17 protein-coding genes and 1 tRNA gene are annotated in these 19,010 nt (G+C 65.2%); 5 read left to right on the top strand and 13 right to left on the bottom strand.

All coding sequences use genetic code 11. The features are described 5' to 3' along the window. Window positions 1-30 precede the first annotated feature (30 nt). The 6 genes from JQK15_RS06985 to JQK15_RS07010 form a co-directional block, all read right to left on the bottom strand. Window positions 31-1,635, bottom strand: a complete 1,605-nt coding sequence (locus JQK15_RS06985) for a TonB-dependent receptor (protein ID WP_214864443.1) — start codon at window positions 1,633-1,635, stop codon at window positions 31-33. After that, on the bottom strand, window positions 1,632-2,570 hold the full coding sequence (locus tag JQK15_RS06990) for an AAA family ATPase (RefSeq protein WP_214864445.1): 939 nt from the start codon (window positions 2,568-2,570) through the stop codon (window positions 1,632-1,634). Before JQK15_RS06990 ends, JQK15_RS06985 begins: the two co-directional genes overlap by 4 nt. 14 nt (window positions 2,571-2,584) lie before the next feature. After that, window positions 2,585-4,105: an XrtA system polysaccharide chain length determinant gene (locus tag JQK15_RS06995; RefSeq protein WP_214864447.1), complete on the bottom strand. Its 1,521-nt coding sequence runs from the start codon at window positions 4,103-4,105 to the stop codon at window positions 2,585-2,587. 2 nt (window positions 4,106-4,107) lie between these two features. After that, window positions 4,108-4,752 (bottom strand): XrtA/PEP-CTERM system exopolysaccharide export protein, encoded by a 645-nt coding sequence (locus tag JQK15_RS07000; RefSeq protein ID WP_097382816.1) that lies wholly within the window; start codon window positions 4,750-4,752, stop codon window positions 4,108-4,110. Between the two features lie 130 nt (window positions 4,753-4,882). Then, window positions 4,883-6,115: a pyridoxal-dependent decarboxylase, exosortase A system-associated gene (locus tag JQK15_RS07005; protein ID WP_214864449.1), complete on the bottom strand. Its 1,233-nt coding sequence runs from the start codon at window positions 6,113-6,115 to the stop codon at window positions 4,883-4,885. Continuing rightward, window positions 6,112-7,659 (bottom strand): acyl-CoA ligase (AMP-forming), exosortase A system-associated, encoded by a 1,548-nt coding sequence (locus JQK15_RS07010; RefSeq protein WP_214864451.1) that lies wholly within the window; start codon window positions 7,657-7,659, stop codon window positions 6,112-6,114. Before JQK15_RS07010 ends, JQK15_RS07005 begins: the two co-directional genes overlap by 4 nt. A 48-nt stretch (window positions 7,660-7,707) precedes the next feature. Here JQK15_RS07010 and JQK15_RS07015 point away from each other — a divergent pair, with 48 nt between their 5' ends. Both JQK15_RS07015 and JQK15_RS07020 read left to right on the top strand, forming a co-directional pair. Further along, complete coding sequence (locus JQK15_RS07015) at window positions 7,708-8,712, top strand: GNAT family N-acetyltransferase (RefSeq protein ID WP_214864453.1); 1,005 nt, start codon at window positions 7,708-7,710, stop codon at window positions 8,710-8,712. 27 nt (window positions 8,713-8,739) lie between these two features. After that, window positions 8,740-9,027: an acyl carrier protein gene (locus JQK15_RS07020; RefSeq protein WP_214864455.1), complete on the top strand. Its 288-nt coding sequence runs from the start codon at window positions 8,740-8,742 to the stop codon at window positions 9,025-9,027. Between the two features lie 59 nt (window positions 9,028-9,086). Here JQK15_RS07020 and trxB read toward each other — a convergent pair whose 3' ends face one another. Beyond that, a complete protein-coding gene (trxB, locus tag JQK15_RS07025) occupies window positions 9,087-10,049 on the bottom strand; it encodes a thioredoxin-disulfide reductase (protein ID WP_159366519.1) in 963 nt (320 codons plus the stop codon). 201 nt (window positions 10,050-10,250) lie between these two features. Between trxB and JQK15_RS07030 the strand changes: the two genes are divergently transcribed. Next, the gene (locus tag JQK15_RS07030) at window positions 10,251-10,967 is read left to right on the top strand and encodes an alpha/beta hydrolase (RefSeq protein ID WP_214864457.1); all 717 of its coding nucleotides are present in this window, start codon (window positions 10,251-10,253) and stop codon (window positions 10,965-10,967) included. A 12-nt stretch (window positions 10,968-10,979) separates the two neighbouring features. Here JQK15_RS07030 and JQK15_RS07035 read toward each other — a convergent pair whose 3' ends face one another. The 4 genes from JQK15_RS07035 to JQK15_RS07050 form a co-directional block, all read right to left on the bottom strand. Continuing rightward, on the bottom strand, window positions 10,980-11,717 hold the full coding sequence (locus tag JQK15_RS07035) for a proteasome-type protease (RefSeq protein WP_004212142.1): 738 nt from the start codon (window positions 11,715-11,717) through the stop codon (window positions 10,980-10,982). 27 nt (window positions 11,718-11,744) lie between these two features. Then, window positions 11,745-12,611, bottom strand: a complete 867-nt coding sequence (locus JQK15_RS07040; protein WP_214864459.1) for a transglutaminase family protein — start codon at window positions 12,609-12,611, stop codon at window positions 11,745-11,747. Window positions 12,612-12,631: 20 nt separating this feature from the next. Beyond that, a complete protein-coding gene (locus tag JQK15_RS07045; RefSeq protein ID WP_004212140.1) occupies window positions 12,632-13,564 on the bottom strand; it encodes an alpha-E domain-containing protein in 933 nt (310 codons plus the stop codon). Window positions 13,565-13,655: 91 nt separating this feature from the next. Next, the gene (locus JQK15_RS07050; protein WP_004212139.1) at window positions 13,656-15,065 is read right to left on the bottom strand and encodes a circularly permuted type 2 ATP-grasp protein; all 1,410 of its coding nucleotides are present in this window, start codon (window positions 15,063-15,065) and stop codon (window positions 13,656-13,658) included. A 296-nt stretch (window positions 15,066-15,361) separates the two neighbouring features. On the opposite strand from JQK15_RS07050, the gene JQK15_RS07055 reads away from it, so the two are divergent. After that, a tRNA-Met gene (locus JQK15_RS07055) sits at window positions 15,362-15,438 on the top strand. Window positions 15,439-15,575: 137 nt separating this feature from the next. Here JQK15_RS07055 and JQK15_RS07060 read toward each other — a convergent pair. Beyond that, window positions 15,576-16,901: an NAD(P)/FAD-dependent oxidoreductase gene (locus tag JQK15_RS07060; protein WP_214864461.1), complete on the bottom strand. Its 1,326-nt coding sequence runs from the start codon at window positions 16,899-16,901 to the stop codon at window positions 15,576-15,578. 86 nt (window positions 16,902-16,987) lie between these two features. Here JQK15_RS07060 and JQK15_RS07065 point away from each other — a divergent pair, with 86 nt between their 5' ends. Next, entirely contained in the window at window positions 16,988-17,608 is a 621-nt protein-coding gene (locus tag JQK15_RS07065) for a TetR/AcrR family transcriptional regulator (protein WP_214864463.1), read from the top strand. 26 nt (window positions 17,609-17,634) lie between these two features. Here the strand turns inward: JQK15_RS07065 and JQK15_RS07070 are convergent, their stop codons facing one another. Next, complete coding sequence (locus JQK15_RS07070) at window positions 17,635-18,933, bottom strand: carbohydrate porin (RefSeq protein WP_214864464.1); 1,299 nt, start codon at window positions 18,931-18,933, stop codon at window positions 17,635-17,637. Window positions 18,934-19,010: the final 77 nt, after the last annotated feature.

Consider the following 19,010-nt stretch of genomic DNA (forward strand, 5'->3'; position numbering starts at 1 on the left):
CGCATAGACGCCGTTATAGCCCGAATTTCCTTAAAAGCTGTAACGCAGGCCGATCTGGCCCATCGCGTTGATCAGCGTGTCAAAATCATCCGCCTTCGCCGCATCGACGCCGAGCGAAGCCGATGCCGTAAGTTTCCTGGTCAAGCCTCTGAAATAGCTTGTGAAGGCACCATAGTTCAAGACGTCCGCGCGCGCGCCGCTGGCATCGAAATAATTGATGTAGACCGCCGTATCCAGGGAATCGCGGTCGTTGAACGCGTAGGTGACGGTGCCATTGCCATACCAATTCTGGTCGCGGGTGCCGCTGATCAGCACGCTCTGGGTGGTCGGCGTGATGAATTTGCGGTTGGAATAGCCGCCGCCCAGGCCAAAGCCCCAGGGGCCGCGCCGGGTGGAATATTGGCCGGCGACGCCGCGATAGCGGAAATTGGCGCCGGTGATGCCGGCCAGCGCATCGTTGAAGCATTCGCCCCCGCCGGTCGGCGAGAAGGCGCAGCCGGTGAGATCGCCGGTGAAGGGATTGCGCGGCACGATCAGGTTGGTGCCGGTGAAGGCCGCCGCATCCGCCGTGATCATCCGGCCGAAGCTTTCAATGCCATCGAACACGGCGATGCCGATGCTGCTATTGCGCCCCTGCCAGGTGAACTGGCCCTGATAGGACATGCCGCCATAGCGTTCGCCCACCGTCGCCTTCAAGGAGGTACGGCGATTGGGCCGCCACAGCACGCCCACATCCCAGATCAGGTCGCCGAAATCATAATAAAGTTCGCGCGGCGAACTCTTGTCGGTGACATAGCGGCCATTGCGAATGGTCGGTACGCCATCCTCGTCCAGCAAGGGCGCGCGCTGGCTGATCTCGATATCCTCATAGCCGATGCCACCGAGCAGCGCGACCGTGGGCGAGACCGGCATGATCGCATCGACCCGGCCCCAGACATCCTCGAACCGCTGGTCGAGCTGGCTGGCATCCTCGCGGCTGTAGCCGGCGCTGGCGGTCAGGCCGACCGGCAGAACCGTGCCCGGCGCGAAGCCGACGGAGCCTTTGAGGTCGTGCGACCAGCTTTGTGCGAAGGAGCCATTGGCGATCGCGGCGCCGGGGACATTCACATCGACATCATCATCGACGCGGGCATAGCCCAGCCGATAGGAAGCCTTGATGTCGAGATCGCCGACCTTCGTGGCGTAGCTGGGGCCGATATAGCCGCCCCAGATCTGGCTGGTAAAACGGTTGTCGATCGCCGCAGCGCCCGAATAGCCGTCGGTCCGCACGCGCGAGGCGATACCGCCGGCCTGCAGGGTGATTTCGGGGGTCAACTTGTAGCCGGCATTGGCGATACCGCTCAGCACGTCGGAATCGGTCGCGTGGCCCCAGCCGAAACTGTGCATATACTGGACGTCCGCCGCGGCATTGAGCCGGCGGGTCTGGACTTCCACCGTCACGCCGGCGGTAAGATTGGTGTAGGTCACGACGTCGCCGTCGCCCTTGAGCGGCACCATCACCACCTGGTCGATGCCCAGATAAGGCGTGACATCGACCTTCTTGGTCGACACGGGCGTGCCTTGCGCCAGCGCCGGGGCGCTGACACTGGCAAGCACCAGCAGCGAGGTGCCGGCGATCAGGGCGCGCGCGGTCATCCCGCCTCGCCCTTGCCATAATAGGAACCGAAGCGACGGGCGCCGCCGGTGTAGCGGACGGCGTTGAGCAGCAACTGGACCTGCGCCCCGCCCTTGAGCAGTGCAGCCGCCTCCCGCAGCGCGCTTTCCGACGTCTTGTCGGCGCGCACCACCAGCAGCGCGACCGCGACATGGCTGGCCAGCACGGCGGCGGGCGAGGCCGCGAGCAAGGGCGGGGAATCGAACACGATGATGCGGTCGGACCGCCCCTCGGTCAGCCGTTGCAGCAGCATCTCGGTGCGCGCCGAGGCGAGATATTCGGTGTCGGCATGGCTGCGCTGGCCTGCTGGCAGGACCGACAGCGAGGGAATGTCGGTGCGCAGTACGCAATCTTCGATCGCAACCAACGGATCGGCGAGCGCGTCCATCAGCCCCGGACCGGCCTGCAGGCCGAGCGTTTCGGGGATGCCCGGATTGCCGAAATCGGCATCAACCAGCAAAATCTCGCGATCCTGCTCGGCCGCCAGGCTGAGCGCCAGGTTGATCGCGCAGAAGGTCTTCCCCTCGCCGCTATGGGGCGAACAGAGGAGGATGCGGTTGCCGCGCGGATTGTCCTGAAGATGGGTCAGCAGCCCGCGCTTGAGCAGGCGGAACTCCTCGCTCATCGCGGTGACCGGCGCGCCGGGCACCAGGAAACCGGCTTCGGTCAGTCGGTCGCGATCGACCGGCTGGGCCGGACTGGTCCAGGCCTGGGCACGGAAGATCGGCGCTTCGTCGGACATGACCGGGGCCGGAGCCGGCGCCGCGGGATCGAACATGGGCGGCGGTGGCGGCGCATCGGCCGGCACGTCGACCGCCGGGGCCGCACGACCACGCAGGGCCGCCTGGAAATCGAAAATCTCGGTGGCGCGTTCGATCAGCGAGCCGCGGCCCTTGATGGGGCTATGCTGGTTCATGGGATCAGGCTCCTTCACGCCGTACCGCGCTGGATGAATTCGACGGCGATCAACAACAGACACAGGGCAGCCAGGCCGCCGCTGGCGCCCGCAAACCATTTCATCCGCTGCTTGTCGAGAGCGACCTGGGCCGTGCTGGCGACCTGGGTGATCGACCCGGCGACCGGAATGTCCACCGCCCGTTCCAGACGGGCGGCCGTCGGGAAGGTGCCCTTGAGCTGGCCGATCGCGAAAGCGACGCCGATGCCGGCGCCGATGCCGAGGATCAGCACGCCCAGCAACAGCAGCGGCCGGTTGGGTGCAGCGGGCGCCGTCGGCAGGCTGGCGGGCTGAAGCACGCTGAACTGCACCGCGCCGGTCTCGGTCTTCACGTCGCCACGCAGGCGGATCTCCTCGCGGTCGGCGAGCAGCTTGTCATATTGGGTCTGGAGCGCGGCATAGTCGCGATCCAGCTTTTCCTGTTCGGACGCCACGCCCGGCTCATCGATCTGATGCGCGGTCATGGTGTTGAGATCGGCCTGAAGCTGCGCCTTGCGGGTCGACAGCGCCTGCACGGTGGCGGCCCGTTCCGCCTGCATCGACTTGATCGACAGATAGGCGGGATTGGGCGTGCCGGCAGCGGCCGCGCCATTGGCGCCGCCCTGGCGACGCAGATTATCGACCTGCCGCTGGGCGGCGATCACGTCGGGATGGCTGGCGGTCCAGCCGCGTGCGCGCATGCCGGCGAGTTCGGCCTGGGCCTGGGCCAGCGGGGATGCACCGCCACCGACCGCCACGCCCGGCAGGGTCGCCGGGGTGCCGGCGAGCTGGCCGTTCATTGCGCTCAGCGCGCTCTGCGCCTGCACCAGCTGGGCATCGATATTGTTGATCTCCAGACGGGCCGCATCCATGCGCTGGCTGATCGTGCCGGCGCCCGGCAGCACGCTGGCATAGCGCTGGGCAAATTCGACGCGCCGCTTGTCGGCGGCTTCGAGCTGCTTGCCGCGACCGGCGATCTGCTGGTCGAGGAAGGCCAGGCTCTGACGGGTCTCGGCGCGACCGCCGGTCAGATTTTCTTCCTGGAAGATGTCGATCAGCTTCTGCACCACCTGCTGGGCGATGCGGGCATTGGCGCCATCCGACAGGCCGCTGTCGGCCGAGGTCGCGCTGATGTCGATCATGCTGGGGTCGGCCTGGGCCAGCACGGTGATATGCTCACGCAGGGTGGTGATCTTGCCCGCCACGTCGCGCGGCCCGGAAATGGTCTGGGCAAGGTCGGTGCCGCGCACGACCTTTTCCAGATTCTCCGCGCTCAGCAGCGTCTGGCGCACCCGGTCCAGATCCTGCTGGGACTGGACCTGGGTGATGCCGATCTTGTCCTCCAGCAGCGACTGGGTGTTCACATAGACCCGCGCCTTGGATTCATAGCCATTGGGGATGAGCGACACGCCCAGCCAGCCCAGCATGCACACGCCCCAGGCCACGGCCAGCGCGATCCAGCGCCGGCTCCATATGCCGTGGAGGAGGACCAGCAGCTCGTCGTACAGACCCGCCATGATCAGAACATGCTTTCCGGAATGATGATGACGTCGCCAGGCGCCAGCATGACATTGGCCTTGGTGTCGCCCTTCTTGAGCAGGTCGCCGATGCGGACCTGATATTCCTTCTGCTTGCCGCTCGCCTTGTCGAAGCGGACCAGCCGGGCGCGATTGCCGGACGCATATTCGCTGAGGCCACCGACAGAGATCATCGCGTCAAGCAGCGTCATGTTCGCGCGATAGGGGATGGAGGCCGGCTTTTCGGTCGCGCCGACGATCCGCACCTGCTGGCTGTAGGTGCCGGAGAAATTGTCGACGATCACCGATACCAGCGGATTTTCGATATATTGGGTCAGCGCCAGCTTGATGTCATCCGACAGCATCTTGGGCGTCTTGCCGACGGCCGGCATGTCGGTGATCAGCGGCGTGGTGATGCGGCCATCGGGACGCACCTGCACCTTGGCGCCCAGTTCCGGGTTGCGCCAGACGAAGATCGTCAGATTATCGAGCGGACCGATGATATATTCCTCGCCCGGCCCTTCCTGGGTCGCGACGAAGGATGCGGGGGGAAGCTGCGGCGCGGAGCCGGTCGAAGCGCAGCCCGACAGAGCCACCGCAGGCAACGATGCACCGATCAGGAGCCTGGAAATCCGCTGGAAACGCATAAAATTCACCCCTTCATACCATCATAGCCGACGCGCGACCGGAAAAAATGATCGCGTGCAGGCCCATGGCTTCATCCTCGTCATGCCGGAAAAGGGTAAAGATAGGGTTAGGCCTGCTGTCGGACATGGATTAGCCAAGTAATAGTTCACGAGGACTTGGGTGGCCAAGAAAGGCCGCGGGACTTGCCGACGCGCCATAGGCACCGGCAAGGAAGATCGCGATAAAATCGCCGACATCGACTGGCGGCAGCGCGACCTTTTCGCCCAGCCGGTCGATCGGCGTGCAAAGGCAGCCCACGACATTGACCGGCTGGGTGGTCGGCTCGCGCCCGAAGCGGTTGGCCACCGCGATCGGATAGTTGCGCCGCACGACCGTGCCGAAATTGCCGCTGGCCGCCAGTTGATGATGCAGGCCGCCATCCACGACGACGAAGGTTTCACCCTGGCTTTGCTTCACGTCGACCACACGGGTCAGATAGATGCCAGCCTCCCCCACCAGCCAGCGGCCCAGCTCGATCGCGAATGCGCTGTCGGTCAGGATATCGGGCAGCGCGTTGAGCGCAGTGTCGAGCGCGACGCCGATCGGCCGGATGTCCAGCCGCTCGTCACCGGGAAAATAGGGAATGCCGAAACCGCCGCCCAGATTGACGAGCGGTGGCGCGGCGCCGACCGCATCGGAGAGACGCGCCGCCAGATCGATGGTCGCCGCCTGGGTCTCGATGATCGCCATGGGATCAAGCGCCTGGCTGCCGGCAAAGATGTGCCAGCCGCGCCAGTCCGCGCCGCCATCGATCATCGCACGCGCCAGCGCGGCCGCGCGTTCGGCATCGACGCCGAAGGGCTTGGCGCCGCCGCCCATGCGCATGCCGGACCCTTTGAGGTCGAAATCCGGGTTCACCCGCACGGCGAGGCGCGGCACCTTCCCCAGGCGCTCCGCCACGGTCAGCGCGCGCGCGCCCTCCCACTCGGACTCCAGGTTAATGGTGATGCCGGCATGGATGGCGGCTTCCAGTTCGTCATTGCGCTTGCCCGGTCCGGCAAAGCTGATCCGCGACGGGTCCATGCCGGCCTCCAGCGCCATCGCCAGTTCGCCGCCCGATGCGATATCGAACCCGTCGACCAGCCCCGCCATGCGCGAGAGCAGCGGCGCATAAGGATTGGCCTTGATCGCATAATGAAGATCGATCCGCTTGGGGATCGCCTCGCGGAAGCGGCGGACCTGCGCCTCGATGATGCCCATGTCATAGACGAACAGCGGCGTGTCGCCCGCTTCGTCGACCAGGCTCGCCGCGCCGCAGCCGCCGATCAGCAGCATGCCTTCTTCCTCGGCGAACCAGGCGGGAATGGGGCCCATGGGCTTCATGACGCATACTCCTTGGCCAGCGCGACTCGATCGATCTTGCCATTGGGGTTACGCGGGAACTGTGCAAGCACTAGCGTCTCGCGCGGCTGCATGAAATTGGGCAGTTCGGCCTTCAGATGGACGGCAACAGCCGCAGATATTTCGGGATCGGCGGCGCGCAGCAGCAGCAGCACCGCCTGCCCCAGCCGCTCATCCTTGACGCCAAGAGCGACAGCCTCCGCCACGCCGGGAACAGCGACCGCCGCCTCCTCGATCTCGGTGGGGCTGATGCGATTGCCGGCCGACTTGATCATCGCATCGTCGCGGCCGACGAAATAGAGCAGCCCATCCGCGTCGCGGCGAACGGTATCGCCGGACCATACGGCGGTACCGCCATGGCGCGAAGCGGCCGGAGCGGGCTTGAAGCGCTCGGCGGTGCGCGCCGCATCCTGCCAATAGCCCTGCGCCACCAGCGGCCCGGCATGGACCAGTTCGCCCGGCTCGTCGTCCTCGGCCAGCGAGCCATCGGGACGGACCACCAATATCTCGGCAAAGGGAATGGCCGACCCCATCGAATCCGGGTGACTGTCAACCAGCGCGGGCGGCAGATAGGTAGAGCGGAAGGCTTCGGTCAGGCCATACATGGGATAGAGATCGGCCTGCGGGAACAGCGCACGCAGCCGCGCGACCAGCGGCCGGGTCAGTGCCCCGCCGCTATTGGTCAGGCGCCGGAGCCTGGCTGCGATTTCCGCCGGCCAGTCCAGTTCGGTGAGTTGCACCCAGAGCGGCGGCACCCCGGCCAGGGTGGTGATATCCCAGCGATCGACCGCCTTCACCACGTCGCGCGGGGTCAGATAATCAAGCGGATAGGCGCAACCGCCCGCATACCAGGTGGAAAGCAGCTGGTTCTGGCCATAGTCGAAGCTGAAGGGCAGCACGCACAGCGTCCGGTCCTCCGGCGCCAGACCCAGATAATGGGCCACCGACAACGCGCCGAGCCAGAGATTGGCGTGGCTGAGCATCACCCCCTTGGGACGGCCGGTCGATCCGCTGGTATAGAGGATTGCAGCCAGAGCATCGGGCGCGGCATCGGACGGCGGCAACGCCGCGCCGCCGCTCATCCCCGCGGCCGCATCATCCTCGCGATGGAGATGACAGTCAGCCGGGACATCGCCGGGTGCCAGCGTCGACAGGCGGCTGGCCGTGCCGATCAGCAGCGCCGCACCGCTATCGGCCAGGATATGGGCGACCTGCGCATGTTTGAGCAGCGGATTGATGGGGACATGGACAAGCCCCGCGCGCGGCGCGGCGAGCGGCATCAGCGCCGCGACCGGCCCCTTGGCCACCCAGCTCGCCACCCGCGCGCCGGGCGCGAGGCCAAAGCCCGCCAGCCATCCGGCGAGGCGACCAAGCGCCTGTTCCAGTTCGGCATAATCCTGCGCGCCCGATCGCCCTGCGAGCGCCGGCCGTTCCGGATCGCCACGCAGCAGCAGATGGTCTATCGGCTGCACATCGGCATCGTCGATTGGCGCCTTGGAAGCCAACAGGGGGTCGCTTAACGTCATGTCCAGAATTAGGTCCTAAGGGCAGCTAAGGTGCCGGGAGATAATAGGTTGCTGGTCCCAAGGGAATATCGGACGCTGTCGGAAGTGCGGTCGGCGATCGGCGGCCGGATGGACCGCGCCCATATCGACAGCCTGTTCGACCGGCTGGACTGGTTTGAAACATTGCACCCCCTTTGCCTTGGCGACACCCCGCTCAGGGTGTTCCAACAGACTGAGGACGCCTGCGAGGCCTGGTTGTTCCTTCTCGCGCCCTCGGCTCGTCGCCTAACTGCCCTTGCCAATTGGTATAGTTTCGCCTGGAGCCCCATTTTTCTGGGGGAGCCGGACGCGCAGCAACAGGCCCGGCTGCTGGAAAATATCGCCCGCCATCTGCTGCGCGAACAGGCGCAGATCAACCTCTATCCGCTTGCCCTGCCCGACCCGCTGATCGGCGCCTTTCGCCGCGCAGGCTGGTTCGCGGTGCAGCGGCCGATGGGCGGCCGATATCTGCTGCACGTCGATGGCCGGGATTTCGCCAGCTATTGGGCGCAGCGTCCCGGCCGGCTGCGCAACCAGGTGCGGCGCAAGGCCCGGCAGGGCCGTTACGACCTCAGCATCCATGACAAGCTGACCGACGCGCTGTGGCAGGATTATGTCGATGTCCAGGCCCACAGCTGGAAGGCACCCGAGCCTGGCCTCAACTTCCTGCGCGTCCTGGCGCAGCGGGAAAGCGATGCCGGCACCTTGCGGCTGGGCTTTGCCCGGCTGGACGGCCGCGCCGTGGCGACCCAATTATGGACGGTGGAACATGGCACGGCGCTGATCCACAAGCTGGCCCATGACAGCGCCCAGGACGAAGGATCGCCCGGCACCTTGCTGAGCCATGCGATTTTCGCCCATGCCATCGACCAGGATCGGGTCGCAACGATCGATTATGGCACCGGTGACAATGACTATAAGCGCGAATGGATGGACGAGCGCATTCCCCTCCATCAGATCGACCTGTTCAATCCGCGTCGCGCATCCAGCTGGATTCCCGCCGCGCGCACCTGCATTTCCGCGCTTGTCGGATAGGCGGCGAGCCATTAGATAGCCGCCATCATGCGGGCGCAATCCATTCAGCCGGTCGACCGGACAGACGATATCGAAACCCTGGTGCGGGCGCTGCTGCGCGATGTGCTGAGCCTGTCGCAGGAGCGGGCCGATGCGTTCGAGGCCGACACGCCGCTGTTCGGCGCCCTGCCCGAGCTGGACTCGATGGCTGTTGCCGGCCTGCTCACCGAAATGGAAGATCGCTTCGACATCCTGATCGAGGATGAGGATATCGACGGCGACACGTTCGAGACCTTCGGCACGCTGGTCGCGTTCCTGCGCGCCAAGCTGGGCTGAAAGCCGCCCTGTCCCAAAAAAGTTCGGGCTGAGCCGTTTCCGGCCCAGCCCTTTTTTTCTTACGCTTCGACCAGCTGCTCGAAGTCGGCTTCGGCGAGGAAGCGTTCGACGTCGAGGGCGGCCATGCAGCCCATGCCGGCCGCGGTCACTGCCTGACGGTAAATCTTGTCGGTCACGTCGCCGGCCGCGAAGACGCCGGGAATGGCGGTGTGGGTCGTGCCCTTCTCCACCACGATATAGCCTTCATCGAGCGGCAGCTTGCCGTCGAACAATTCGGTCGCGGGGTGATGCCCGATCGCGACGAAGCCGCCATCGGTCGGCACGTGCGACTTCTCGCCAGTGACGGTGTCGGTCAGATCGACGCCGACCAGACCTTCGGGCGTGCCGCCGCCGACGAACTTGTCGACCGCCTTGTTCCACAGCACCTTGATGTTGGGATGGGCGTGCAGGCGCTGCTGCAGGATCTTTTCCGCGCGCAGCGAGTCGCGGCGGTGGATCAGGGTCACGTCATGACTGTGGTTGGTGAGGTAGAGCGCTTCCTCGACCGCGGTGTTGCCGCCGCCGATGACCACGACCTTCTTGCCGCGATAGAAGAAGCCGTCGCAAGTGGCGCAGGCGCTGACGCCCTTGCCCTGCAGATGCTCCTCGCCCTCGACGCCCAGCCACTTGGCCTGGGCACCGGTGCAGATGACCAGCGTGTCGGCGACATAGAGGGTGCCGCTGTCGCCCTTCAGCTTGAAGGGACGTTCAGACAGGTCGACGTCGACAATCTGGTCATACATCATCTGCGCGCCGACATGTTCGGCCTGGGCCTGCATCTGTTCCATCAGCCAGGGGCCCTGGATCACATCCTTGAAGCCCGGATAATTTTCGACGTCGGTGGTGATGGTCAGCTGGCCGCCCGGCTGCATGCCCTGCACGACGATCGGCGCCAGGCCCGCGCGCGCGCCATAGATGGCGGCGGACAGGCCGGCCGGGCCGGAACCGAGAATGAGCATGCGGGTGGAGTGGGTGGCGGTCATCGATAATTCCAGCTGCGATTCGTGTGGCCGCCAGAGATAGGCCCTGCCAGCCCCCGCGCAAGCAGGAGTTGGGCAGGAGATTTGCTTGGGACGGCCAAAGGTTGAGGCGCAGCATCGCCGAGGCGTTGCACAAGCCGCGTTGCCTTATGATCCACAATATATCACAAATGACGGGTGGATATGGAATGGGAGAGACGGAGCATGGCGACATTCGTGCTGGTGCATGGCGGGGGACATGGCGGCTGGTGCTATCAGAAGGTCGCGCGGCGGCTGCGCACGACGGGGCATGAGGTCCATTGCCCGACGCTGACAGGCCTTGGCGAGCGCGCCCATCTGCTGAACGCCGACATCGATCTCGACACGCATATCCAGGATGTGGTGGCGCTGATGACGTTCGAGGGGCTCCAGGATGTCATCCTGGTCGGGCACAGCTATGGCGGGATGGTGATCACCGGCGTCGCCGATCGCGCGGCCGAGCGCATCCGCGAATTGGTCTATCTGGACGCCGCCCACCCCAGGGACGGGGAATCGCTGGAAATGGTGGCACCGGCGCAGATGGAGCCGACGCGTACCATGGGCCGCACCGTCGACGGGATCGAACTGGTGATGTGGCCCTTCCCCGGCATGGCGGGCTTTTTCGGCATCACTGACCCGGCCGATGTCGCGTGGACCGACGCGCGGCTGACGCCGCATCCGTGGAAATGTTTCGGCCAGCCGCTACGGCTCGAAAATGGCGACGCGGCATTTCGCCTGCCGCGCACCAATATCAATTGCACCCATGCGTTGCAGAACAGCCCGGAGGAGGCCCGCGCCCGCCAGCTGGAAGGGCATCGCAATTTCGAGATCGATACCGGCCATGACCTGATGATCACCGAGCCGGAAGCGGTCGCGACAATGTTGATGGAGGTGGCGGGTTAGAGTCCCCTCCCCTTAATCGAGGACGTTGGGCAGATCCTCGAACCCCTTCCGCAGCGCGGCGGACCAGCCCTGCGAAATCATGGCGAACTCCTCATTGTCCGCCTCGATCCGGGTGCGGACGCGGAAGTCGAACGTGTCGGTCTCGATCACGGTGAGGTCGAGCGGCATGCCGACCGACAGGTTGGAACGCAGGGTCGAATCCATCGACACCAGCACTGCCTTGGTCGCGTCCTCCAGGCTCGTCTCGCGCTGGATGATGCGGTCGAGGATCGGCTTGCCATATTTATGCTCGCCGATCTGGAAGAAGGGCGTGTCCTCGGTCGCCTCGATGAAATTGCCGGCCGAATAGATGAGATAGAGGCGCGGCTTGCCGCCCTTGCGCTGGCCCGCGATCATGATCGAGGCGCTGGCGGCCGATCCGTCCATGGCGATGCTCTCACGATAGCGGCCCTGCATGGTGCGCATCGCGTCGCCCACCAGCTGCGCCGCGCGGTGCATCGTGTCGCAATTGAGGATGGTTTCGACCTCGGGGTCGCTCTCCGCCTCGCGGATCGCGCGCGACAGCATCGTCTTCACACCCTGGGTGATCGACAGATTGCCCGAACAGAGCAAGGTGATCGCCCGCTCACCCTCGACATGATAGGTGAAGCTTTTCCGGAAGCGGGCAATATTGTCCATGCCCGCATTGGTCCGGGTGTCCGACAGCATGACCAGCCCCTGGTCCACGCGTACCGCCACACAATAGGTCATCGCCCCGAAGTCCTGCTTATCTCTACCCTAGGAGCGGGGCGTGGGCGTGCTCTGCTGTTGCTGGCGTTGCAATTGCCGTTCCTCGACTCCGTCTTCCGCCTGCGCGATCCGGACATCGGCGTCAATGCTGATATCGCCCGCGACCGTAACGGAGCCCCGTATCGGGGCAGCTTCGTCGGCATCCAGACCACTGGCCAAGCGCAGATAGCGTTCGGTGACGCAGACGCGGTTGGACGGATCGAATCCGACCCAGCCCAGCCCCGGCACCAGCGCTTCGGCCCAGCCATGGGTTTCGTGCAGCAGATCGCCTTCGGACGCGAGCAGATAGCCCGAGACATAGCGGGCCGGGACGCCCAGCAGGCGCGCACCGGCAAGGAATATCTGGGCATGATCCTGGCACACGCCAGCACCCAGCGCGAAGGCCTGCGCCGCGGTCGTGTCGGCGCTGGTCACGCCCGGCCGATAGTGGACGGCATCGCTGATCGCGGCCGACAGGGCATGGAGCTGCGCCAGCGGCCCGTCGCCCTCGGGAAGAGCGGCGACCATTGCGCGGATCGCATCGGATGCTTTGGTCAGCGCCGTGTCGCGCAGGAAATAGCGGGCATCGACCCGGCATTGCGGCAGACCGCCAATACCATGGGTCTCGCGCGTCTCGACCAGCCCCTCGGCCACGATCACCGCCTCGTTCAGGCTGTCATGACGGACCCAGACCGCCTCCATCTCGCCATAGCTGTTGGGACGGAAATTGGTCAGCGCCTCGCCATTGATGCTGACCTGCCAGTCATGGACCTTCTGGCCCGGCGTATCGACCGGCACCAGCTTCAGCCGCATGGCGACGCGGCCGGCGGAGGCGGGATAGCCATAGACGGTCTGGTGACGGACGAGCAATTTCATGGCGCGCTTCCCCTCCCCCTTCAGCCGAAATGATAGGTTTCGGCGATTTCGACGCCGAGCCGGTTGCTCATCATCAGGCTGTACTGCACCGTTTCATGCAGGCCGCGACGGAAAATCTCGCCGGCGTCCAGTTCCTCCAGCTCGCTCACCAGCTGCTTCACCGTGTCATGACAGGTGCCGCGCGCATTGTGCCAGCCGGCCAGCCGGTTGAGCCGATAGGCGAGCTGATCGCAGCAATAGGCGACACTGCGCGGGAACAGCCGGTTGAGCATCAGGAAATCGGTGATCTGCCAGGGCGTGTAGGTGCCGCCATAGACATGATGATAGGCGCGCGCGCCCGACAGCGCATAAAGCACCGACGTCCATTGATAATGATCGCGATTGCCGCCGATGACTTCGGTTTCGGGCAGCAGCACATAATATTTCACGTCGAGCAGCCGCAGCGTCATCTGCGCCCGTTCGAGCGCAGAGCCGCAGCGCAGGAAGTCATGGCCTTCATTGCGCAGCTGGCCCGAATGGGCCGCGCCGCGGAAGGTCATGACACGGGTCTTCACCCAGTCGATCAGCGCCGGCAGCTGCGCCTTGGCCTCGGCCACGTCATAGCTGTCTAGCTTGCGCCAGCCGTCGTTGAGCGCCTCCCACATGTCCTGGGTCAGCATGGTGCGCGCCGATTTGGCATTGGCGCGGGCCTTGAGCAGGCAGGAACGGATCGAGCTGGGATTGTCCGCGTCCAGCATCAGGAAGGACACGACATCGCTTTCCGTCACCGGCACGCCGTCGGGAAACTGATGCCCGGCGCCTGTCGCGCGCACGACCGACCGCCATTCGTCGCGATGATGCGCGCCCGGCAGGATCGCCATGCGCTGCCCCATTGACAGCAGTCGGGCGGTGGCTTCGGCGCGCTCCATATAGCGCGCCATCCAGAAGAGATTTTCGGCGGTCCGGCTCAGCATGTCTTGGCTCTTTTCACCGTGGGGGCCGGCGTCGTTGCGCCCGGCCCTGCATCATCAGGGGCAATCGGAAGGAGAGAAGCGGTCGCGCCCATCAGTCCTGCAACACCCAGGTATCCTTAACCCCGCCGCCCTGACTGGAATTGACCACCAGCGACCCTTCGGTCAGCGCCACGCGGGTGAGGCCACCGGGGACCAGCCGCAACTGCTTGCCGACCAGGCAATAGGGACGGAAATCGGCATGACGGCCGACCACGCTCGCCGGCCCCAGGGTCGGCACGGTCGACAGGTCGAGCGTCGGCTGGGCGATGAATTCGCCGGGATTGGCCTTGATCCGCTCGGCATAGGCCTCGACCTCGGCCTTGCTCGCCTTGGGGCCGATCAGCATGCCATAGCCGCCCGATCCATGGACTTCCTTGGCCACCAGTTCGTGCAGATGCTCCAGCACATAGGCCATTTCGTCGGGCTTGGAGCATTGCCAGGTCTGGATATTGTCGAGGATCGGCTCCTCGCCCAGATAGAAGCGGATCATTTCCGGCACATAGATATAGACCGCCTTGTCGTCGGCGATGCCCGATCCGGGCGCCGACGCCAGCGTCACGCCGCCATTGCGATAGACGCTGAAGATACCGGGGACGCCCAGCAGGCTGTCGGGGCGGAAGACCAGCGGGTCGATATATTCGTCGTCGATGCGGCGATAGATGACATCGACCGCCTTGGGGCCGAGCGTCGTCTTCATCCAGACCCGGTCATTGTCGACGAACAGGTCGGCCGGCTCGACCAGTTCGACGCCCATCAGGTCGGCGAGGAAGCTATGCTCATAATAAGCGCTGTTGAGCGAGCCAGGCGTCAGCACCACCACCACCGGATCGCCCTTGCAGGCGGGCGGCGCGACTTCCTTCAGGCTCTTTAGCAGTTCGGCGGGATAATCGTCGACCGGCGCGACCATGCCCTGCGCGAACAGCTCGGGGAACATGCGCGTCATGATCTCGCGATTTTCGAGCATGTAGGACACGCCCGAGGGGGTGCGGCAATTATCCTCCAGCACCTCGAAACTGCCCGGCCCGGTGCGCACGATATCGATGCCGACGATATGGCTATAGACCTTCCCCGGCGGGGTGAAGTCGGCCATTTCGGCCAGATAGGCGCTGTTGCGATAGATGATGTCGGCCGGCATGATGCCCGCCTTCACGATTTCGCCGCGATGATAGACGTCGTGCAGGAAGGCGTTGAGGGCGCGGGCGCGCTGGCGGATGCCCTTGTCGAGGATGCGCCATTCGTTCGCGGTGAAGATGCGGGGCAGCAGGTCGAAGGGGATCAACCGTTCCGGGTCGCCGCCCTCGCCATAGACGGCGAAGGTGATACCGATGCGCCGGAAGATCGCTTCCGCCTCATCCATGCGACGATTGAGCCCGGCTATGCCTGTCCGCTCCACCCATTTCTGCACTTCGTCGTAACAGGGGCGCAGCGAACCATCAGGCTCAAACATTTCATGGAAGGGCAAGTTGTCGTTCCTCCCTCGGCCCTCGGCCGGTTGTGCATTGCAACAATAGTGCGCCGCATCGTTGCGATTGCAAGACAAAAATGGCGGAGCGGAAAAAGCGTTCCTTCGGCGATGCCAGGATTGCGGAAATAGGTCGCGCCGATCGTTTCTACGCGCGCAAATGGGCGCGCGACGGGGGCTCTGGCAGGGCGTTCAAAAAAGAATGCAGATTTTTGCAATCGCCCCGTTGACCACCGTCCATCCCCTGCGTATAGCGCCGCCTCACCGCAGGGAAACACCCCCTGCGAGGCCCATGGGGCGGAGTAGCTCAGCTGGTTAGAGCAGCGGAATCATAATCCGCGTGTCGGGGGTTCAAGTCCCTCCTCCGCTACCATTTCCAAGACATCGAAAATGGCCCTTAGGGGCGCATTCAGGCGACAGACCAGGCCGCAGGCAGCCGCTCGTCTCAACTTGATCGCAGTAATTCTGTGGCGATGCCCCTGTCGCTTGCCGCCGCAGCCGCCCGGCGCCTCAATGCAGCTTGAGGCGCGGGCGCACGAAGCGGTTGATATGGCTGACCAGGATCAGCGCGGGACCGCGTATGTTGCCGTGAACGGCGAGCAGATGCATGCGATAGAGCGACATATAGACGAAGCGGGCCAGCCGCCCCTCCACCGCCATGCGCCCGCCGACCAGCTTGCCCATCAGCGATCCGACCGTCGAATAGCGGCTGAGCGACACCAGCGAGCCATGATCCTTGTAGACGAAGGTCTTGAGCGGGCGATCGGCCATCAGCCGGCCGAGATTGGCGAACACCGTGTCTGCCATCTGGTGCGCGGCCTGCGCGCGCGGCGGGATCGGCCGATCGGCGCCTTGCGGCGTGTAAGAGGCGCAATCGCCCATCGCGAAGACACGGTCGTCGGCCAGGCTCTGCAGCGTCGGGCGCACGATCACCTGGCCGGCGCGGGACAGTTCCAGCCCATCCAGGCCATCGCGGATCGCCGCCGCCTTGACCCCGGCGGCCCAGACCTGAAGATCGGCCGGGACGAAGCCGCCATCTTTCGTCTCCATCCCCTCGGGCGTGGAGGCGGTCACGGCGACGCCGGCGCGCACCTTGACGCCCAGCACCTCCAGTTCCTCGCGCGCGGCGTCGGCCAGTCGGTCGGGCAAGGCCGGCAGGATGCGTGGCCCGGCTTCCAGCAGGGTGACGTCGAGCCGCTGGCGGTCGAACACCTCCAGCCCATAATAGCCCAGCGCATCGGCGGCATTATAAAGTTCGGCCGCCAGTTCGACCCCGGTGGCGCCACCGCCGACGATCGCGATCCGCACCCGCGCATCCGATGCGGGATCGTCCGACATGGCGCGCGACACGCGCAGGCAATGGTCGAGCAACTGGTCCCGGAAACTGTCGGCCTGGGCCCGGCTGTCGAGGAACAGGCAATTGTCCGCGACGCCCGGCGTCCCGAAATCATTGGTGACCGACCCATAGGCCAGCACCAGATAGTCATAGCGCACCGAATGGGCGCTCACCACCTCACGCCCCTTGGGATCGAACACCGGCGCGACATGGACCCGCCGTGCAGTCCGATCGATGCCCTGCAGCGTACCGTAAAGATAGCGATAGCCCCAGCGGTGGCAGTGGCTGCGATAGCCGACCTCGTCCAGGCTGGCGTCGAGCGATCCGGTCGCGACCTCGTGCAGCAGCGGTTTCCAGATATGGGTGCGGTTGCGATCGATCAGGATGATGTCATGCCGCTTGCGGCCATAGCGGGCGCCGAGCTTGCGCGCGAGTTCGAGGCCGGCGGCGCCGCCCCCGACGATGACGATCTGGGTCTTCTTGTCGGGGATCAAGCGCATTCCTCCTCGATCGGCAGACCGGCGGATCGCGATCCGGCGCGCCGGTTGTGCATTGCAATAGGCCGCCCGGCGTCGCAAAGCGAGGCGTGGACAAGCAGAATTTCACCGAACACAACCGGCGCGACATCGTCACGATCGCTACCCGGCATTTCGCGGAAAAAGGCTATGCCGGCGCGCGGGTGGACGAGATTGCGGCGGCGACCGCGACGTCCAAGCGGATGATCTATTATCATTTCGGCAGCAAGGACGGGCTCTATCGCGCGGTCCTGACCGAAGCCTATCGCGGTATCAGATCGGCCGAGCTTGAGGCCGAACTGGGCGACCTGCCGCCGCTCGCCGCGCTGGAGCGGCTGACCGCCCTCACCTTCGACTATCATTTCAACCATCCCGAACTGGTGCGGCTGGTGATGGACGAGAATATCCGGGGCGGCCCGCATGTCGGCGAGATTTCGCAAGGGCATAATGAGATCGTCCTGCCCAAGACCCAGGCGCTGATCGATCGCGGCATTGCCGATGGCAGCTTCCGCGCCGGGCTGGACGCCGTCGACCTGCACATGACGATCAGCGCCCTCGCCTTCTATTTCGTGTCCAACCGCCACAGCTTCCACGCGATCTTCGGCGTCGACATGACCAGCGAAGCGGCGGCCGAGCGGCGGCGCGCGCAGGTTATCGACAATGTGCTGCGCTACTGCCGGGCAGACGCCTGAAGGCTGGGCCGAGACCATGGGACGGATCAGAACTGCATCTTGACCTGGCCGCCCAGCGCCAGCGCATCATTGGTGCGGCGGTAGGAAAAGGCGCCGGGATCGAGAATATATTGCACGTCCGGCCGGATGCTGAGCCAGCGCCGCAACTGGATGCCATAGCTCATCTCGATCGCGGTCTCGCCCACCGGCAGCGCGGCATAGCCGCCGGGAATATCCTGCGCATCGGCCTCGGCACGGCGCAGGCGTGGATTGACCTGCGCATGGACGATGCCGATCGAGATGCTGTCGGCGTCCCGGCCGGCAAAAGTGCCCGTCTTGACCAGGCCGGCGGCATACCAGTGGGTGATCTGGGCCGACGCCTCCGGATTGGCGGTGAACTGGGCGAAGACGGAAAGGCCGCGATTGCCCGTCCCTTCGCGCAGGATCATCTGGTCGGCCAGCGCATAGACGCCGTATCGGCCACGCAACATGCCCTGCTCGCCGCGCCGGGCGGCGCGTGACGTGTCATAATAGGCGCCGATCTTGTAATGGCCCGGCAGCACATGGCTGCCCGGCGCGATGCCGGGATCATATTCCAGCTCCAGCGGCAGCAGAACGCCAGTCGTGCCGCCGGCAAAGGGGCGGAAGGCATTGTCGGGATCGTTGAGGCGCGGATTGACCTGATAGACGCCGGTGCGCAGCGCCAGATCCGGCCGGATGCGATAGCGCACCGCCGCGCCCCAGCGGGCATTGGGATAATTATACCAGCCACTATTGCCCGATTCCGACAGCGGATGGGCACAGAAGGCCGCATTGACGAAATTGCAGCCCAGGATCATCCCGCCCAGATCATTGCCCATGGCAAAATAGCCCAGGCGCAGGTTGAGCCGGCCATTGTCGATATTCTGTTCGTAGCTGAATTCCGAAAGGCGGGTATAATTGCCGCCGGCCGCCTCCTGGATCGGCAGGCGATTGCCGACGATGTCGGAGGAGAGGCCAACGCCGCGCCGGTCGTTGATGGTGACATGCACGATGCCGCCAGAGATGCCGACGATCCGGTCCATGTCGAAATCGAGGCTGGCGCGCAATTGCTGGGTATAGGCACTACCCCGCCGCTCGCCGCCATCGACCGCGGCGAAGGCTTCGCCGACATAGTCCGCGCGCACGGTGACACCCGCCTGCTTCAGCCGCGTGCGCAGCCCGCCCCAGTCGCCGGTCAGCGTCTCGCGCGGGGCCGCCACGGGCTTTTCCGAAGCGACGTCCTGCGCATGGGCGCCCGCAACCGGCAGCAGGATCAGCAATGCCGCCAGCGTCGGGCGGGCATGGAGGTGAAGATGTTGGGCCAAAGCCCCTCCCTTCCGCGCGGCACATCTGCGCGCAGTGACATGAAAGATGACGAAAGGCAGGCGGAGCGGCGCCGGGC

It is taken from the genome of Sphingobium sp. BHU LFT2 (genome assembly GCF_018604485.1).
Lineage (GTDB): Bacteria > Pseudomonadota > Alphaproteobacteria > Sphingomonadales > Sphingomonadaceae > Sphingobium > Sphingobium yanoikuyae_A.

What these genes read in the sequence shown, in the direction of transcription:
- JQK15_RS06985 (WP_214864443.1), bottom strand. Translation starts at nt 1,635, where the DNA reads ATGACCGCGCGCGCCCTGATCGCCGGCACCTCGCTGCTGGTGCTTGCC.
- JQK15_RS06990 (WP_214864445.1), bottom strand. Translation starts at nt 2,570, where the DNA reads ATGAACCAGCATAGCCCCATCAAGGGCCGCGGCTCGCTGATCGAACGC.
- JQK15_RS06995 (WP_214864447.1), bottom strand. Translation starts at nt 4,105, where the DNA reads ATGGCGGGTCTGTACGACGAGCTGCTGGTCCTCCTCCACGGCATATGG.
- JQK15_RS07000 (WP_097382816.1), bottom strand. Translation starts at nt 4,752, where the DNA reads ATGCGTTTCCAGCGGATTTCCAGGCTCCTGATCGGTGCATCGTTGCCT.
- JQK15_RS07005 (WP_214864449.1), bottom strand. Translation starts at nt 6,115, where the DNA reads ATGAAGCCCATGGGCCCCATTCCCGCCTGGTTCGCCGAGGAAGAAGGC.
- JQK15_RS07010 (WP_214864451.1), bottom strand. Translation starts at nt 7,659, where the DNA reads ATGACGTTAAGCGACCCCCTGTTGGCTTCCAAGGCGCCAATCGACGAT.
- JQK15_RS07020 (WP_214864455.1), top strand. Translation starts at nt 8,740, where the DNA reads ATGCGGGCGCAATCCATTCAGCCGGTCGACCGGACAGACGATATCGAA.
- trxB (WP_159366519.1), bottom strand. Translation starts at nt 10,049, where the DNA reads ATGACCGCCACCCACTCCACCCGCATGCTCATTCTCGGTTCCGGCCCG.
- JQK15_RS07030 (WP_214864457.1), top strand. Translation starts at nt 10,251, where the DNA reads ATGGCGACATTCGTGCTGGTGCATGGCGGGGGACATGGCGGCTGGTGC.
- JQK15_RS07035 (WP_004212142.1), bottom strand. Translation starts at nt 11,717, where the DNA reads ATGACCTATTGTGTGGCGGTACGCGTGGACCAGGGGCTGGTCATGCTG.
- JQK15_RS07040 (WP_214864459.1), bottom strand. Translation starts at nt 12,611, where the DNA reads ATGAAATTGCTCGTCCGTCACCAGACCGTCTATGGCTATCCCGCCTCC.
- JQK15_RS07045 (WP_004212140.1), bottom strand. Translation starts at nt 13,564, where the DNA reads ATGCTGAGCCGGACCGCCGAAAATCTCTTCTGGATGGCGCGCTATATG.
- JQK15_RS07060 (WP_214864461.1), bottom strand. Translation starts at nt 16,901, where the DNA reads ATGCGCTTGATCCCCGACAAGAAGACCCAGATCGTCATCGTCGGGGGC.